General features: G+C 72.1%; 15 protein-coding genes. 8 read left to right on the forward strand and 7 right to left on the reverse strand.

Annotated features, from left to right (window positions below):
• The first annotated feature begins 188 nt into the window (after positions 1–188).
• The 3 genes from ureG (at position 189) to STRBO_RS0117500 (ending at position 3420) form a co-directional block, all read left to right on the forward strand.
• Positions 189–872, forward strand: coding sequence for an urease accessory protein UreG (gene ureG, locus STRBO_RS0117490; protein ID WP_005475403.1), 684 nt, complete (start codon positions 189–191; stop codon positions 870–872).
• A complete protein-coding gene (locus tag STRBO_RS0117495) occupies positions 869–1666 on the forward strand; it encodes an urease accessory protein UreD (RefSeq protein WP_202499600.1) in 798 nt (265 codons plus the stop codon). The genes ureG and STRBO_RS0117495 overlap by 4 nt, the downstream gene beginning before the upstream one ends.
• 164 nt (positions 1667–1830) lie before the next feature.
• Positions 1831–3420: an alpha/beta hydrolase gene (locus STRBO_RS0117500; RefSeq protein ID WP_005475401.1), complete on the forward strand. Its 1590-nt coding sequence runs from the start codon at positions 1831–1833 to the stop codon at positions 3418–3420.
• Positions 3421–3498: 78 nt separating this feature from the next.
• Here STRBO_RS0117500 and STRBO_RS0117505 read toward each other — a convergent pair whose 3' ends face one another.
• A complete protein-coding gene (locus STRBO_RS0117505) occupies positions 3499–4524 on the reverse strand; it encodes an NAD-dependent epimerase/dehydratase family protein (protein ID WP_005475394.1) in 1026 nt (341 codons plus the stop codon).
• A gap of 98 nt (positions 4525–4622) precedes the next feature.
• Complete coding sequence (locus tag STRBO_RS0117510; protein ID WP_005475393.1) at positions 4623–5345, reverse strand: lysophospholipid acyltransferase family protein; 723 nt, start codon at positions 5343–5345, stop codon at positions 4623–4625.
• 475 nt (positions 5346–5820) lie between these two features.
• On the opposite strand from STRBO_RS0117510, the gene STRBO_RS0117515 reads away from it, so the two are divergent.
• Positions 5821–7977 carry a SpoIIE family protein phosphatase gene (locus tag STRBO_RS0117515; RefSeq protein ID WP_005475389.1) on the forward strand — a complete coding sequence of 719 codons (2157 nt, stop codon included), beginning with the start codon at positions 5821–5823 and terminating at the stop codon, positions 7975–7977.
• A gap of 87 nt (positions 7978–8064) precedes the next feature.
• On the opposite strand, the gene rocD is transcribed toward STRBO_RS0117515, so the two are convergent.
• The 3 genes from rocD to STRBO_RS0117530 all read right to left on the reverse strand — a co-directional run bounded on the left by rocD (position 8065) and on the right by STRBO_RS0117530 (position 10794).
• Positions 8065–9291 carry an ornithine--oxo-acid transaminase gene (gene rocD / locus STRBO_RS0117520; RefSeq protein ID WP_028796710.1) on the reverse strand — a complete coding sequence of 409 codons (1227 nt, stop codon included), beginning with the start codon at positions 9289–9291 and terminating at the stop codon, positions 8065–8067.
• Positions 9292–9350: 59 nt separating this feature from the next.
• Complete coding sequence (ddaH, locus tag STRBO_RS0117525) at positions 9351–10181, reverse strand: dimethylargininase (protein WP_020114529.1); 831 nt, start codon at positions 10179–10181, stop codon at positions 9351–9353.
• Positions 10182–10302: 121 nt separating this feature from the next.
• On the reverse strand, positions 10303–10794 hold the full coding sequence (locus STRBO_RS0117530) for an Lrp/AsnC family transcriptional regulator (protein ID WP_005475376.1): 492 nt from the start codon (positions 10792–10794) through the stop codon (positions 10303–10305).
• A 101-nt stretch (positions 10795–10895) separates the two neighbouring features.
• Between STRBO_RS0117530 and STRBO_RS0117535 the strand changes: the two genes are divergently transcribed.
• The 4 genes from STRBO_RS0117535 (at position 10896) to STRBO_RS0117550 (ending at position 15196) form a co-directional block, all read left to right on the forward strand.
• Positions 10896–11666, forward strand: coding sequence for a LytR/AlgR family response regulator transcription factor (locus STRBO_RS0117535; protein WP_020114530.1), 771 nt, complete (start codon positions 10896–10898; stop codon positions 11664–11666).
• An 8-nt stretch (positions 11667–11674) separates the two neighbouring features.
• A complete protein-coding gene (locus STRBO_RS0117540) occupies positions 11675–12037 on the forward strand; it encodes a hypothetical protein (RefSeq protein ID WP_005475372.1) in 363 nt (120 codons plus the stop codon).
• A 77-nt stretch (positions 12038–12114) separates the two neighbouring features.
• Positions 12115–13860: a sodium/solute symporter gene (locus tag STRBO_RS0117545; RefSeq protein ID WP_005475371.1), complete on the forward strand. Its 1746-nt coding sequence runs from the start codon at positions 12115–12117 to the stop codon at positions 13858–13860.
• Between the two features lie 115 nt (positions 13861–13975).
• Complete coding sequence (locus STRBO_RS0117550) at positions 13976–15196, forward strand: sensor histidine kinase (RefSeq protein WP_005475369.1); 1221 nt, start codon at positions 13976–13978, stop codon at positions 15194–15196.
• 19 nt (positions 15197–15215) lie between these two features.
• Here STRBO_RS0117550 and STRBO_RS42850 read toward each other — a convergent pair whose 3' ends face one another.
• Positions 15216–15371, reverse strand: coding sequence for a hypothetical protein (locus tag STRBO_RS42850; RefSeq protein WP_037627356.1), 156 nt, complete (start codon positions 15369–15371; stop codon positions 15216–15218).
• A 14-nt stretch (positions 15372–15385) separates the two neighbouring features.
• Entirely contained in the window at positions 15386–17341 is a 1956-nt protein-coding gene (locus STRBO_RS0117560; RefSeq protein ID WP_005475367.1) for a serine/threonine-protein kinase, read from the reverse strand.
• Positions 17342–17347 lie beyond the last annotated feature (6 nt).

Genomic DNA, 17347 nt, shown 5'->3' on the forward strand with positions numbered 1-17347 from the left:
CCCTGAGAAGCAAGGGCTGCGCCCCGCGCTTCTCAGGCCCGCAGGGGCCCGGTTCTCAGCGCGGGGAACTGCGCGGGAAGCCCGCACCACCCGCACCCGCCCTGCGACCGTCCGACCCTCCCCCTCCCGCGATCCACGGGCACAGCCGCAGGCACAACCACAGCCACAGTCCACCCAAGGAGTCACTCATGCATCTCGATCACACCCACTCCCACGACGGCCCGGCGGCCGTCGGTGCGGACGCGCGGCGGGCCGACGGGACTCGGCGTGCCCTGCGGATCGGGCTCGGCGGGCCCGTCGGGTCCGGGAAGACGGCCACGGTCGCCGCGCTCTGCCGGGCGCTGCGGGAGGAGTTGTCGCTCGCGGTCGTGACGAACGACATCTACACGCGCGAGGACGCCGAGTTCCTGCTGCGCGAGGCCGTGCTGCCGCCCGAGCGGATCACCGCCGTGGAGACGGGGGCGTGCCCGCACACCGCGATCAGGGACGACATCTCCGCGAACCTGGAGGCGGTGGAGGATCTGGAGGACGAGGTCGGGCCGCTGGACCTCATTCTCGTCGAGTCCGGGGGCGACAACCTCACCGCCACCTTCTCCAGGGGGCTCGTCGACGCGCAGATCTTCGTCATCGACGTGGCCGGGGGGGACGACATTCCGCGCAAGGGCGGGCCCGGCGTCACCACCGCCGACCTGCTCGTCGTCAACAAGACCGACCTCGCGCCGTACGTCGGTTCCGACCTCGCCCGGATGGCGGCGGACGCGAAGGCGCAGCGGGCGGAACTGCCGGTGGTGTTCCAGTCGCTGCGCACCGAGGCCGGCGTCGCGGACGTCGCGGCCTGGGTGCGCGAGAAGCTCGCGGCGTGGACGGCATGACGGCGGTCCGGGACGCCGCCGCGGGCAGGGACGGCGGGACCACCGGTGTCAGGGCCACCGCCCGGATCGCGGCCCGCGCCGACGGGCGGGGCGGTACGGCCCTGCCCGTGCTGGAGAGCGACGGTCCGCTGGCGTTGCGCCGTACCCGGGGAAGCGGCGACGAGGCGCGGGTCATGCTGGTCGGGGCCATGAGCGGCCCGCTCGGGGGTGACCGGTTCGCCGTGGAGGCGGAGGTCGGCGCAGGGGCCCGGCTGTGTGTCGGGTCGGCCGCCGCGACGATCGCCCTGCCGGGGCAGGTCAAGGGCGAGGCCCACTACGCCGTACGGATCGAGGTCGCCGACGGAGGCGAACTGCGCTGGCTGCCCGAGCAGTTGATCTCGGCGAAGGGCAGCGAGCTGTGTGTGTCGACGCGGGTGGAACTCGCCGCCGGTGCGCGGCTGGTGTTCCGGGAGGAGCAGGTGCTCGGCCGGGCCGGAGAGGAGTCCGGGCGGCTCACCAGCCGGCTCTGCGTGTGGTCGGGCGGGCGTCCGTTGCTCGATCAGCAGGTGGGGTGTGGGCCGGGGGCTCCCGGTGGCTGGGACGGGCCGGCCGTGCTCGGCGGGTACCGGGCGCTCGGACAACTGATCGTCGCACGGCCGGAGTTCGCCGAGCGGGCGCCCGGGCCGAGGGTGCTGGGGGAGACCGCCGCGCTCACTCCGCTCGCTGGGCCCGCCGTGCTCGTCAGCGCCCTCGCGCCCGACGCGCTGCGGCTGCGGCGGGTGCTCGACGACGCGCTTGCCGAGCTGGACGGCTGAGGAACAGCGAGGCCCGGCCTCCGCTGACCGGGACTTTCCGCACCGGTTATCGGATTAGTAAAGAACTGTCCGCCCCTCTGTCCTCAGGTACCTGACAGGTACGAGGATCCCCGTGACCATTCACATCTTCGCAACGATGTACGGGGAGTTCCCTCTTGAGAGGTATGAGGCCGACCAGAAGGGCGGCAGCGTTCGGCTCCGCCGGACTGCTCGTCACGGTGACGCTGATAGCGGGCACCGTCGCCGCCCCCGTGGCCAGCGCCGCGGACAGCGCGCGAGCGCAGAACCTTGAGGCCAAGGGCGTCGCCCTCGCCGCCGCGAAGGCGGCGAAGAAGGGCATCGACTGGCAGGACTGCCCCGAGAGCTGGGGCCTGGAGAAGCCGATCAAGTGCGGCTGGGTCTCCGTGCCACTGGACTACGCCAAGCCGAACGGCAAGCAGATCGAGCTGGCCGTGGACCGTATCGGCAGCACCGGTACGAAGGAGGAGCGGCAGGGCGCGCTCGTCTACAACCCGGGCGGCCCCGGTGGCTCGGGCCTGCGCTTCCCGCGCCGGGTCACCACCAAGGCCCCGCTGTGGGCCAAGACGTCCAAGGCGTACGACTTCGTGGGCTTCGACCCGCGTGGTGTCGGCAAGTCGGCGCCCATCTCCTGTGTCGACCCGCAGGAGTTCGTGAAAGCGCCCAAGATGGACCCGGTCCCGGACTCCGAGGCCGACAAGCTGAAGCAGCGGGGGCTCGCGGCCGACTACGCGGCGGGCTGCAAGAAGCGCAGCGGCGAGATGCTGCCGCAGATGACGACACCGAACACCGCGCGCGACCTGGACGTCATCCGGGCCGCCCTGGGGGAGAAGAAGCTCAACTTCCTCGGTGTCTCCTACGGCACCTACATCGGTGCCGTCTACGGCACCCTCTTCCCGGACCACGTGCGCCGCATGGTCGTCGACAGCGTGGTGAACCCCTCCCGCGAGAAGATCTGGTACGAGGCCAACCTGGACCAGGACGTCGCCTTCGAGGGCCGGTGGCAGGACTGGACGAAGTGGGTCGCGCAGAACGACGCGACGTACCACCTCGGGAACACCCAGGCCAAGGTGCAGGCCAAGTGGCTGGAGCTGCGCGCCACCGCGAAGAAGGAGCCCCTCGGCGGCCTCGTCGGCCCGGCCGAGCTGATCTCCTTCTTCCAGAGCGCCCCGTACTACGACTCCTCGTGGGCGCCCACCGCCCGGGTCTGGAGCAAGTACGCCGCCGGTGACACCCAGGCACTGGTCGACGCGGCCGCCCCGGACCTCACCGACACCGCGGGCAACGCGGCCTCGGAGAACGGCAACGCCGTGTACACGGCGGTCGAATGCACCGACGCCAAGTGGCCCACCAGCTGGCGCAAGTGGGACCGTGACAACACCCGGCTGCACAAGAGCCACCCGTTCATGACGTGGGCCAACGCCTGGATGAACCTGCCGTGCGCCACCTGGCAGTCCAAGCAGTACACCCCGCTGAACGTGAAGACGAAGGAGGGCCTGCCGCCCGTCCTGATCGTCCAGTCCGAGCGTGACGCGGCCACGCCGTACGAGGGTGCCGTCGAACTGCACAAGCGGTTCAGGGGCTCCCGTCTGATCACGGAGCAGAACGCGGGCTCGCACGGAGTCACCGGCCTGGTCAACCCGTGTGTCAACGAGCGCGTGGACTCCTACCTGCTCACCGGCGAGGTGGGCGGGGCCGACGTGAAGTGCGCGCCGCACGCCACGCCCGCTCCGTAGGCCGGCCGTAGTCGCCTGACGGACGGAAGGGGGTGACCGGGATTCCCCGGTCACCCCCTTCCGCGTGGGCTCACCCGGTCACGCCGGGCGGCCCGCCAGCCAGGCGTCCTCCGCCGCGTAGTCGAAGAGGTCCCCGTACAGCTCGGCCATCCTGGGATACGCCTCCCGCCAGTCCCGTGCGGCGGCCAGCCGGCCCTCGATCCACGCGACCGTCTCCGGCAGCGTCTGCGCGTACCGGACCACGGCGCGGTACCCCAACTCACGCTCGGCGGCCGACATGTCGCACACCACCGGCACCGGTACGGACCAGGGCGTGTCGCCCACGGTGGGAGCCGGGGCGGGGCCGTCGACCAGCACGTTCTCCGCGTCGACCCCCATGACCGCGTCGATCGCGGCGGCGATCTCCCCGACGGTCGGCGCCTCGGGGTCGACCGCGTTCAGCACCCGGGTGCCGGGCCGCGCGGCCGCCAGCCGGATCAGCTCGGCGATGTTGTGGACGCTCACCGGATGGAAACGGCTCGCGCCGCCGTACGCGAGGATCCGGCGGGGCCGTCGGTCCAGGTTGCGCTTCACGAAGTACAGCTCGCGCGGTGTGCGGCAGTGCGGCCCGTGGACGGCGCCCGCGCGCAGCACGGTCGTGGGCAACCGGTCGCCCCCGGCCAGGAGTTCGCGCTCCAGGCCCGTTTTGCGGGTGCTGTACGAGGTGTCGCCCGGCCGGACCGTGCGCTGACTCTCGGGGACGGGCACCGGGTACGCGGGGAAGCCGTCCGGCTCCGCCTGGGTGTCGAAGCCGCGGCCCTTGTCGTCCTCGTACACCGAGACACTGGACACGACGACCGCCGACCCGACCCGGTCGGCCCGCGCGAGCAACTGCCGGGCGTGTGCGGGACCGTAGGCGACGACGTCGACCAGCACGTCACAGCCGTCGCCGATCGCGGCCGTCAGTGCCGCGTCGTCCTCGCGATCGGCGGACACCGCCCGCACCTGCTCGGGCCATCCCTCGTCCCGGCCGCCGCCCCGCGAGACGGCCGTCACCGCCCAGCCGTCCCGCGCCAGCGCGCCCACGGCCACGCGCCCGATCTGTCCCGTCGCCCCGATCACCACAGCACGTCGTGTCATGGCCCGACCGTACGACGCCCGCCCCTGGTCCGCCCGGCTGCTCTGCTATCGGCAGAGCGCCTCGACGTACCGGCGGGCAGTCGTCAACTCAACGGCATGCGCGGGAACTTGCGCTCCTTCGCCGCCGCCGCTGCCTCCTCCGCCTTGACCACGGCCGCGTACTGGTCGACGTACTCCTGGTCGGAGAGCGAGAGGATCGCGTACATGATCTCGTCGGTGATCGCGCGCAGGACGGCCTTCTCGCTCTCCATGCCCTCGTAGCGGGAGAAGTCGAGCGGCTTGCCGAAGCGGATGACGACGGGGTGGACGTTGGGGATGACCTTGCCCGGGGGCTGTGCCTCGAAGGTGCCGATCATGGCGCAGGGGATGACGGGCACCTTGGCCCTGAGCGCCATGACCGCCACGCCGACCTTGCCCTTGTAGAGGCGGCCGTCGTGCGAGCGGGTGCCCTCCGGGTAGATGCCGAGGAGTTCGTCCTTGCTCAGCACCCCGAGCCCCTCGCGGATGGCGGCCTGACCGGCCTCCTTGCCGGAGCGGTCGACCGGGATCTGCCCGGCGCTGCGGAAGAAGAACGCCGTCAGGCGCCCCTTGAGACCCGGTCCGGTGAAGTACTCCGCCTTCGCCAGGAACGTGATCCGGCGCTTGAGGATCGCGGGCATCAGGAAGTGGTCCGAGAAGGACAGGTGATTGCCCGCGACGATGGCCGCGCCCGACGACGGTACGTGTTCGAGGCCCTCGATGCGAGGCCGGAAGACCAGTCGCAGCAGCGGACCCAGAAGCACGTATTTGAGCAGGTAATAGAACACGGCGTCTCCCTCGCGCTACCCGATCGACCCTATGGACGTGTTCCGCCAGGTCACCGCCGTCATGCGTGCTCGCGACCCTCTGCGGGTGCGGCCGTCCGCGGCCGGTCCCGATCGCGCTCACGCTGACTCCTCGCTGACATCGCTGACGTTGCGTCAGGCGCGTGAGCGCTGGTGAGCCCCGTCCTGCGTGTCGACGATTGATCGTAGCCCGCCCTGCCACGTCACCGGGAGCACCCGGACCCGCCTACGTCGCCGGATGCGGACTTCTGGCCGAACCACGCACCCGGCAACGCCGAACCCGCCCTCGGAGTCCACACCGAGCAGCCCTTCCTCCGGGCGCCTGCCCGGCGCCCTCCACCGCGCCCCCGTGCGCGGCGCCACCCGGCGGTCCGCGAGGGCTCGGCCTCCCTGATCCACATGCCGTCGTCGGGGTGCGGGCTTAGCGTCTGGATATGGGTGTCAGGTGTTGCGCCGCATGACCGGGTCCGGTGGGAGTCCGGGGGCGGCCGATCCGCTGGGCGAGAGCCTGGCGGCGGCGGTGCGCCGCACCGGCGCCAGATCCGGGGGTGTCTACCTGCTGGATCCGCAGGAGGCCACGCTGGGCCTGATCGCGCTGTGCGGGGTGCCGGTCGACGCCTTCGCACCATGGTGGCGGGCTCCTTATTCCGTGCACGGCCCGAGCCAGGACGCGGTCCGCAACGAGCGGCTCGTCTGGGTGAGTTCCCTGGAGGAGCTGGCTCGCTGTTACCCGCGCGTCGCTGCGGGCATCCCCTATCAGCTCGCGTTCGCTGTGCACCCGCTCAGCGAGGTCCGGCACTGCCGGGGCGCGCTGCTGCTGATGTGGGCACCCGGACGCTCCCCTCGGCTCAGCCGCCGTGAACGCGAGCACATCGCCTTCAGCGCCCGCCGTGTCGCGCGCGTCCTGGACGCGGCCGCCGTCCCGCCGGTCATCCCGGACCGGCCGCGCTTCGTCCCTTCCCACCGCGCCGCTCCCGTCCCGCAGTCCGGGCCCGCGGCGGCCGAGATGGTGGAACGTCTGCCGCTCGGCACCCTCGCCGTCGACCAGGGAGGGTGCGTCACCTATGTCAACGCGGCGGCCGCCGGCCTGCTGGGCAGACCCGCCGAACAACTGCTCGGGACCCAGCCGTGGCAGTCACTGACCTGGCTCGACAACATCGCGTACATGGACGCGTACCGCACCGCCATGAGCAGCCGCGAGCCGGTCGCCCTGACCGTCCTGCGCCCGCCGGACCACTGGCTCGACCTCCGCCTGCACACGGACGACAGCGGCACCAGCGTCGTCATCACCCCGAGTGCCTCGTCCAGGCCTGTCGGAGCGCGCCGCGCGATCACCGCCGACCTCTCCTCCAGGCCGGTCGGCGCGCAGCCCATGCTGACCGGAACCCCGTCGCAGAGCCGCATCCACCTGCTGATGGCCCTGGCCGCCGCGCTGACCGAGACCCTCGGCGTGCAGGACGTCGTCGACCTGGTCGCCGAGCGGATCCTGCCCGCGTTCGGCGCCCACGGCATGATCATGTCCACCGCCGACGCCGGCCGCATCCAGATCATCGGACACCGCGGCTACGACCCCGCCGTCATCGAGCAGTTCGACGGCCTGCCCGCGGACGCCGATCTGACCCCCGCCGGCCGCGCGCTGACCACCGGCGCCTCCTCGTTCTTCGCCGACCGTGGCGAACTGTCCCGCTTCTACCCGAGAGCCCCGCAGATCACCGACAAACACGCGTGGGCCTTCCTGCCGCTGCTCAGCTCCGGGCACCCCATCGGCTGCCTCCTCCTCGCCTACAACGAGCCGCACTCCTTCCCCGCAGCGGAGCGCTCGATCCTCACGCCCCTCGCCGGGCTCATCGCCCAGGCCCTGGACCGCGCACGCCTCTACGACGCCAAGCACAACCTCGCGCACGCCCTCCAGCAGACCCTGCTGCCCCACGCCCTGCCCACCGTGACCGGACTCGACGTCGCCGCCCGTTACCTGCCCGCCAGCCTCGGCATGGACATCGGCGGTGACTTCTACGACCTCATCCGCCTCACCGACACCACCGCCGCCGCGGTCATCGGGGACGTGCAGGGCCACGACATCACGGCGGCCGCCCTCATGGGCCAGGTCCGGATGGCCGTCCACGCCCACGCCACGGCCGGGGCCACCCCCGACCAGGTCCTCGCCCGCACCGACCGCGACCTCGCCGACCTGAACGCCGGCCGTTTCGTCTCCTGCCTCTACGCCCACCTCGACCTCGGTCGCCGCCAGGTCACGCTCGCCAGCGCCGGACACCCGCCCCCGCTGGTGCGGCACCCCGACCGGCGCAGCCATCCCGTGGACATCCGCCCCGGCCCTCCGCTCGGCATCGGCGTCGGCAGCCCCGTCCACCCGCTCACCACGCTGTCACTGGCCCCAAAGACGCTGCTGGCCCTCTACACGGACGGTCTCGTGGAGAACCCCGGCACCGACATCGGAAACACCATCGCCGACCTCGCCCACCACCTCGGCCAGGCCGGCGATCTCCCGCTGCCCCAGCTCCTCGACAGCCTGGTCCGCCACACCCGCCCCACGGGCCGGCACACCGACGACATCGCCCTGTTCCTGCTGCGACCCCACCGCACCGCCGCGTCCTGACGGGGCCGGACATCGGCCGTCCTTCGATGTCCGGCGGGCGCCGGCCGTCCGTTCGACGTCGCCCACCCGCCCGCCGCCCGCCATCCTTCAGGCGCCCTCCTTCAAGACCTCCCCCAACGTCCCCAACGCGGACCGGAGTTCCGCGGCCGTGATCGTCAGGGGCGGAGCCAGGCGGATGGTCGAGCCGTGGGTGTCCTTGACGAGGATGCCCGCCGCCATGAGGCGATGGCTGATCTCGCGGCCCGTACCGAGCGCGGGGTCGATGTCGACGCCCGCCCACAGCCCGCGCGCCCGGAAGCCGACCACGCCCCGGCCGACCAGCTCCGTGAGCCCCTCCCGCAGGACCCCGCCCAGTTCGGCGGCCCTGCGCTGGAACTCCCCGGTGCGCAGCAGCTCGACCACCGCCGAACCGACCGCCGCCGCGAGAGGGTTGCCGCCGAAGGTCGAGCCGTGCTCGCCGGGACGCAGGACCGACAGCACCTCCCGGCGGGCCACCACCGCCGACACCGGCACGATGCCGCCGCCGAGCGCCTTGCCGAGCAGTACGGCGTCGGGCAGGACGTCCTCGTGGTCGACGGCGAGCGTGCGGCCGGTGCGGCCGAGACCCGACTGGATCTCGTCCGCGACGAAGAGACAACCGGTGCGCCGGGTCAGCTCGCGCACGCCGCGCAGATAGCCGTCGTCGGGGATGAGCACGCCCGCCTCGCCCTGGATCGGCTCGATCAGCACCGCGGCCGTCGTCTCGTCGATCGCCGCCTCCAGCGCGGCGAGGTCGTTGTACGGGACCACACGGAAGCCGGGAGTGAAGGGGCCGAAGCCGTCGCGGGCCACCGGGTCGGTGGAGAAGCTGACGATGGTCGTCGTACGGCCGTGGAAGTTGTCGGCGGCGACGACGATCGTGGCCCGGTCGGCGGGGACGCCCTTCACCTCGTAGGCCCATTTGCGGGCCACCTTGATCGCGCTCTCCACGGCCTCGGCGCCCGTGTTCATCGGCAGCACCATGTCCAGGCCGGTCAGCGCGGCCAGGGACTCGGCGAACTCGGCGAGCCGGTCGTTGTGGAAGGCCCGCGAGGTGAGGGTGAGCGTGTCCAGCTGGCGGTGCGCCGCGTCGATCAGTGCCGGATGGCGGTGACCGAAGTTGAGGGCGGAGTACCCGGCGAGCATGTCCAGATAGCGGTGGCCCTCGACGTCCTCCACCCAGGTGCCCTCGGCACGGGCCACGACCACGGGCAGCGGGTGGTAGTTGTGCGCGAGGACGGGCTCCTCGGCACGGATGAGGTCGGCCGACGAGCGCGTGGGGGCGGGGGCGGTCATGAGCGGACCTCCATCGGTCAGGGGGCGGGTCGTACGAAGCGGGCGGCGGGTGTCCTCGGTCACGGGCGGATCTCCTGAGTGACGCACTTGATGCCGCCGCCCGCCTTCTGGAACTCCGACAGGTCGACGGGGACGGGCACGTAGCCCAGCCGGGTGAGCTGGTCGGCGAGTTCCTTGGCCCGGGGCGAGATGAACACGTGGCGGCCGTCCGACACCGAGTTCAGGCCGAAGGCCATGGCGTCCTGGCGGGTCGCGATCACCGCGTCCGGGTAGAGCCGGGCGAGGACCGCTCGGCTGCCGGGGGAGAAGGCCTCCGGGTAGTACGCGATGTTCCCCGCCGAGCCGTCGCCGGCGTCTTCCAGGACGAACAGCGCGGTGTCCAGATGGTAGAAACGCGGGTCCACCAGCTGGAGGCTGATCACGGGGACGCCGAAGAACTCCTGTGCCTGGCGATGCGCCTCTCGGGTGGTGCGGAAGCCGGTCCCGGCGAGCAGATAGCGGCCGGTCGGCACCAGGTCGCCCTCCCCCTCGCACACCGACTCCGAGCGCAGCACGTCGTACCCGGCGCTCCGGAACCAGGCGTCGTACGCGGTGGACTCGGGGCGCCGCTCGGGCGCGTGGAACAGCGAGCCGAGGACCCGGCCGCCGAGGACGAGCGCGCAGTTCGCCGCGAATACCATGTCGGGCAGCGCCGCCACCGGCTCCACGGTGTCCACGGTGTGGCCGAGGGTCCGGTAGGCGTGGATCAGCTCCCGCCACTGATCCTGAGCGAGGTCGACGTCCACGGGGGTGTCCGGATGCATCCAGGGGTTGATCGAGTACTGCACGGCGAAGTGTCTGGGTTCACAGACGAGAAAGCGCCGAAGGCGCGGCACACGGCTGTCGGGCACAGAGGGTTTCTCCGCTTCCTGCGGTGTCGGCTGGGATGACACCACGGTAGGAATCGGGACACACGCACGACAAGGAACAAACGTTGCTTGTTCGCGCAGTAATGCTGCGTGTTGAATCGGCTCAGCGCACGTTCGCTGCGTCCTGGGTGGCTCCGGCCTCCGGAGCCTCCGGCAGCAGGTGCGACAGCACCATGTAACTGATCGTCTTCCGGATGAACGGCTCGGTCCGGATCCGCTCCAGCACCTCCTCGAAGTGCTCCACGTCGACGGCCCGCACGTGCAGCAGCGCGTCCGCGCCCCCGGTCACCGTCATCGCCGCGGTGATCTCCGGATGGTTGCGCACGACCTCCGCGAGCCGCCGGGGCGGCGCCGCGCCCTCGCAGTACACCTCCACGTACGCCTCCGTGCGCCAGCCGAGCGCCGCGGGCTGCACGGTCGCCGTGAACCCGGTGATCACCCCGGTCTCGCGCAACCGGTCCACCCGGCGCTTCACCGCGGTGGCCGAAAGACCGATGGCCGAGCCGATCTCGGCGAAGCTGGTCCTCGCGTTCGCCATCAACGCCGTGATGATCTTGCGGTCGAGTTCGTCGAACGCCGCGGAGTTGCTGCTCATGCGGGCACTGTATCCAGCGAGGGGGCTCGCGACCCCCGGTGTGAAGGGCTCCTGCGCGCGCCCGTGTGCAGGCGTACGAATTACTCCTACACTCCACGTTCATGCTGCGCGTGCTCGCCGTCGATGACGAGAAACCCTCTCTGGAGGAGCTGCTGTACCTGCTGAACGCGGATCCGCGGATCGGCAGCGCCGAGGGCGCGAGCGACGCCACCGAGGCGCTGCGGAGGATCAACCGCGCCCTGGAGTCCGGGCCCCACGGGCCGGAGGCGATCGACGTCGTCTTCCTCGACATCCACATGGCCGGACTCGACGGCCTCGACCTCGCCCGTCTCCTCACCGGCTTCGCCCGGCCCCCGCTCGTCGTCTTCGTCACCGCGCACGAGGGTTTCGCCGTCCAGGCCTTCGACCTCAAGGCCGTCGACTACGTCCTCAAGCCCGTCCGCCGGGAACGCCTCGCCGAGGCGATACGCCGGGCCGCACAGCTCCGCGACACGGCGACGGCCACGGCGGCCCCGCCGATCCCGGTCCACGAACCCGATCCCGACGAGATACCCGTCGAACTCGGCGGTGTCACCCGCTTCGTCGCGGTCGCCGACATCACCCACGTCGAGGCCCAGGGCGACTACGCCCGACTGCACACTGCCCAGGGCAGCCACCTCGTCCGCATCCCCCTCTCCACCCTCGAAGAGCGCTGGCGCGCACGCGGGTTCGTCCGCATCCACCGCCGCCACCTCGTCGCCCTGCGGCACGTCGGCGAACTCCGCCTGGACGCGGGCACGGTGAGCGTCCTCGTCGGCCCGGTGGAACTCCAGGTCAGCCGCCGTCACGCACGCGAGCTGCGCGATCTGCTGATGCGCCGGACCACGGGCTGAGGAGCGCCATGCCCCACGAGAACCCCGCCGAACGCCGTGTCGTCGTCACCGGAGTGCCCCGCCGCACCCGCCGCGGCTCGGGCCATCACCGCCCCCGCACCGAGATCGACGAACAGACCACCCTCGGCCATACCTACGTCCGCTCCCTCATGCGCAGCCAACTCCGCGCCGCCCTCGCCGTGTTCGCGGTCCTCGTCCTGCTGGTCGCCCCGCTGCCCCTGGTCTTCGCCGCGATGCCGGACGGCGCGGGACTGGAATGGGCCCTCCTCGGCTTCGGGGTCTATCCGCCCCTGGTCCTCCTCGCCCTCTGGCACGTACGCCGCGCCGAACGCAACGAACAGGACCTCGCCCGGCTCGTCGAGGACCGCTGAGGACCACCGGGGACCGCCGGAGGACCCCGAGGCGACGCAAGCAGTGAACCCGTGAACGAGGAGACCGGAAGCAAGGCATGAACGAGAACTACGCCGTCCCCGCGGTCGCCCTCGTCGTCGTGGCGACCGTCTTCGTCGGCGCCTTCGGCCTGCGCATCTCCCGCACCACCTCCGACTTCTACGTCGCCTCCCGCACCGTCGGCCCCCGTCTCAACGCGGCCGCGATCAGCGGCGAATACCTCTCCGCCGCCTCCTTCCTCGGCATCGCCGGCCTCGTCCTCGTCCAGGGCCCCGACATGCTCTGGTACCCGGTCGGCTACACCGCCGGCTACCTCGTCCTGCTGCTGTTCGTCGCCGCCCCGCTGCGCCGCTCCGGTGCCTACACCCTGCCGGACTTCGCCGAGGCCCGGCTCGCCTCCAAGACGGTGCGCCGGCTGGCGGGGGCCTTCGTCGTCGGCGTCGGCTGGCTCTACCTGCTGCCCCAACTACAGGGCGCCGGACTGACGTTGAACGTGCTCACCGACGCGCCCGAGTGGCTCGGCGGTGTCATCGTCGCCGTCGTAGTCTCCGCCACGGTCGCCGCCGGCGGCATGCGCAGCATCACCTTCGTCCAGGCCTTCCAGTACTGGCTCAAACTCACCGCCCTGCTCGTCCCCGCGATCTTCCTCGTGCTCGCCTGGCAGGGCGACGGCGCCCCGCGCCATGCCTTCGACGAGCCCGCCGAGTTCCGCGAACAGCGCGTCGTCCGCGTCGACGAGACCCTCGACCTGAAGCTCACCGGCCCGCTCACCGTCACCGCCTCCGGCACGATCGACGGCCGCCGTCACGACGAGCGGCGCGTGCACCTGTCCGCCGGCACCCACCGCATCGACCGGGGCACCCGGCTGACCTTCACCAAGGGCGACACCGTCCCCGTCGCCGACCGCGGCACCAACGGCGGCATGTCCACCTCCCTCGCCGCCGGACGCGAGGAACGCCCCCTGTACGCCACCTACGGGCTGATCCTCGCCACCTTCCTCGGCACCATGGGCCTGCCCCACGTCGTCGTCCGCTTTTACACCAGCCCGCACGGCGTCGCCGCCCGCCGCACCACGGTCGTCGTCCTCGCCATGATCGGCTTCTTCTACCTCCTGCCGCCGCTCTACGGCGCCCTCGGCCGCATCTACGCCCCCGACCTCACCCTCACCGGAGACGCCGACGCGGCGGTCCTGCTCCTGCCGGACCGCATGATCGGCGGCCTCGGCGGCGACCTCCTGGGCGCGCTGGTCGCGGGCGGCGCCTTCGCCGCGTTCCTGTCCACCGCCTCGGGCCTGACCATGGCGGTCGCCGGAGTGCTCACCCAGGACGTCCTGCCCGCACGAGGCGTCCGGCACTTCCGGCTCGGCACACTCCTCGCCATGGCCGTGCCGCTCGCGGCGAGCGGCCTGGTCGGCGGGCTGCCCGTCGCCGACGCGGTCGGCCTCGCCTTCGCCGTGTCCGCCTCCTCCTTCTGCCCGCTGCTCGTGCTCGGCATCTGGTGGCGGCGCCTGACCCCGCCGGGGGCCGCCGCGGGCATGCTCGTCGGCGGCGGCGCGGCGCTCCTCGCCGTCGCCGCGACCATGGCGGGGTACCCCGGCACCGGCACCCTGCACGCCCTGCTGGCCTGGCCCGCCCTCTGGTCCGTCCCGCTCGGCTTCCTCACGATGGTCCTGGTGTCCCTGGCCACCCCCGGCAGGATCCCGGCCGAGACACCGGCGATCCTCGCGCGCTTCCACCTCCCGGAGGAACTCGTCGGAGGCCGGACCCGGGCGGCGACCAAGGAGATCGAACTGTGGCGCCGCTGAGGACCGGGCGGACAGCGCGAACCGGGCTGGCGGGGCCGGCAGGAGGACCGGTGGAAGGGAACCCACGAGCGGTGAGCGGTGTACCCATTGCAGGAGGTGAGCGATGAGCGCTGAAGTGACCGGGTTCCTCGCGGGGTTCTGCGTGGCCCTGCTCCCGGTGCTCGCGGCCGGGTTCTGGCTCGGCCGCCGTACGGCCCGCCCGCGCAGCAGCCTCGGCGGCCTCGGCACGCCCGTCGAGCACGCCACCTTCCAGACCCTGCACACCGCCACCCTCGCCGCGCCCCCGCTGCGAGCCGGCCTCACCGAGGAGACGGCCCGAAGATCCGCCAAGCGGCTGCGGACCCTGCTCGGCACGGACGCGCTGTGCCTCACCGATCACGAGTCGGTCCTCGCCTGGGAGGGCGTGGCCGAACACCACCGCGCCGAGATCATGGGCAGGCTGGCGGGTCCCCTGGAGTCCGGCCGCGGCGAGGCCTTCCCGCTGACCTGCGACATCCTCGACTGCCCGGTGCGCTGGGCCGTCGTCGCCCCCCTCACGGTCGACGACCGCGTCCACGGGGCACTCGTCGCCTGCGCGCCCCGCGAGTCCGCCGTCCTCGTCCGGGCGGCGGGCGAGGTGGCCCGCTGGGTCTCCGTCCAACTCGAACTGGCCGACCTCGACCAGTCCCGCACCCGCCTGATAGAGGCCGAGATCAAGGCTCTGCGCGCCCAGATCTCCCCGCACTTCATCTTCAACTCGCTCGCGGTGATCGCCTCGTTCGTCCGCACCGACCCCGAGCGCGCCCGTGAACTCCTGCTGGAATTCGCCGACTTCACCCGCTACTCGTTCCGCAGACACGGCGACTTCACCACCCTCGCCGACGAACTGCACGCCATCGACCACTACCTGGCGCTGGTCCGGGCCCGCTTCGGCGACCGGCTCTCGGTCACGCTCCAGATAGCCCCCGAGGTGCTCCCGGTCACCCTGCCCTTCCTCTGCCTCCAGCCCCTCGTGGAGAACGCGGTGAAGCACGGACTGGAGGGCAGGACAGTGCCGGCCGCGGGCAAGAGCCACATCAGCATCACCGCCCAGGACGCGGGAGCGGAGGCACTCGTCGTCATCGAGGACGACGGCGTCGGCATGGAACCGGAGGTGCTCCGCCGCATCCTGGCCGGCGACACCAGCCCCTCGGGCGGCATCGGCCTCAGCAACGTCGACGAGCGGTTGCGCCAGGTCTACGGCGACGACCACGGCCTCGTCATCGAGACCGCGGTCGGCGCGGGCATGAAGATCACCGCCCGGCTGCCCAAATACCAGCCGGGCGTACACCCGGACGGGGGAATTCCCCGGGTCTGAGGCTCACGGTGCGTGAGCCTCAGGTGCGCGACGCCACCATCCCCAGCGTCAGCAGGCCCAGGAAGACCCATCCGAACCACAGCCAGCCATTACTGCCGAGCGCCACCGAGTAGGCCGTCACCGCGACCAGCCCACCGACGGTGAGCACCCCCATGGCCTTCGTAGAACCGGGCATCGCAACACCCTTCCTCAGGCTTCTTCTCCCTCCATGGTGCCCCCACTACCGGAAATGACAGTGCAGACGACGAAATGCGCGCCTTTTTTCCAGCCGTCCTCGCTGATCCAGAAGCCGGAAGCGGTGACGCCGGGCTCATGGCCGTACTGCCGCGGCGGCAGGTTCTTCACACAGGCCGCGAGCGCTGTGTCCTGCGCCTTGTCGTACGTGATCCCGGCACCCATCTCGTGGAAGCCGAGCACCTTCTGCTCATGGCTGTCCTCGCAGGAGACCAGCCGGATCGTGTTGTCGGAGATCCGGTCGAGACAGTCCTGCTTCTGCAGGGTGGCCACGTCGGTGATGACCGTCTCTCCCAGCGTCCGGTACGCGCCGAGCGGTCCGTAGACCGGCCTGCGCTCGCCCATCAGCAGACAGGCGACCCGATGCCGGGCGGCGTCGAATCCGTCGGTGGTCGGCAGGACGGCGTAGGTCCGGACGTCCACGAGCTTCTCGCGCGCCTCCACCGTGAGCTGCTCGCACCGGTCGGCGCCGCCCGTCCTGGCGTCCTCGGCGGACGAGGCCTCGTAGGAGGCCATCACCTGGCCGTCCATCGTGCGCCCGGTGCAGGCAGGCACGAGCCGCAGCCGGGCGGCGTCCGAGAAGGGCGTCCCGGCCCAGGTGACGTCCACGCAGTCGCCGTCCCGCAACGGCTCCACCAGCCCCACGGCCGGCCCGTAGGGCAGTTCCGCGCTCAGGGTGTCACCGCTGCCGCCGAGCCCACCCGGGAGGTCCCTCAGGTTCTGCACGGCGGACCAGACCCCGCCGGCCACCAGCGCCAGGCCGAGGGCGGTGGCCACGCCCGCGAGGAGGGCCCGGCCACCGTGCCCCCGGGAGCGCCCGCCGGCGCCGCCGGGTCGCTGAGGACCGAGGCCCCGGTCCCCGGCGGACCGGTGTTCCGCCGGGGACCAGACGTCCGGCCTGCCGGGCGCCCCCGACGACGTGTTCCACGGCGTCTCGTGCGTGCCCCGGGGGAGGGCGGGGACCTCCGGCTCGGCGGTGTGCGAGGGCTCGTTCGCCCACTGCGATCGTGAGCCGAGGTCGGGCGCGGGGAGAGGGTGGGCCTGGGGCGTGACGATCGCGGAGAGCGCCGCCTCGGTCTCGGCCGCCGTGATCCGGCGCGCGGGATCCTTGGCGAGCATGGCGGTCAGCACCGCCTCCAGCGCACCGGCCCGCATCATGGGACGCGGGGCGTCCAGGACGATCGAGGTCAGCGCCGCGATCTCGGAGTCGCGGTCGAACGGCCCGTAGCCCTCGACGGCGTGGTAGAGCGTGCAGCCCAGTGAGAACAGGTCGGACGCGGCGGTCGGCGGCCCGCCCTGCGCCCGCTCGGGTGCGAGGTAGGCGGCGGTCCCGATCAGGACGTGCGACCGCGTGTGCCGGGTCTCCTGGGTGTCGGGCTGGACGGAGATGCCGTAGTCGGTGAGAAGGACGCGGGCGTACGGCGATCCGGCGCGGTCCGGGGCGAGCAGGATGTTGGCCGGCTTGACGTCCCGGTGCATGACGCCGCGCTCGTGCCCGGCGGTCAGCGCGTCCAGCACGGCCAGCCCGATCCGGGCGCACTCGGCGGGATCGAGGGCGCCGTGAAGGTCGACGAGCGCCTTCAGGTCGAGGGCGCCCGGCACGTACTCCATGACGATCCACGGCAGCGTTTCGTGTTCCAGGACGTCGTGCACGGTGACCACGTTCGGGTGGGCGCGCAGCCCGGCGGCGTGCCGTGCCTCGGCGCGGGCGCGGGCCACCCGGGCCGTGCGCTCCCGCTCGGCCTCGCCCGGACTGCGGAACACGATCTCCTTGAGCGCCACCTCGCAGTCCAGCCGGCGGTCGTGCGCCAGCCAGACATGGCCCATGCCGCCGCTGCCCAGCCGGTTCAGCAGGTGATAGCGGTCGGCGATGATCCGGCCGACCCCCGACTCCGGTGCTTCTGAGTGCATCGGTCA

Origin of the sequence: Streptomyces bottropensis ATCC 25435, assembly GCF_000383595.1 — a bacterium.
GTDB lineage: Bacteria > Actinomycetota > Actinomycetes > Streptomycetales > Streptomycetaceae > Streptomyces > Streptomyces bottropensis.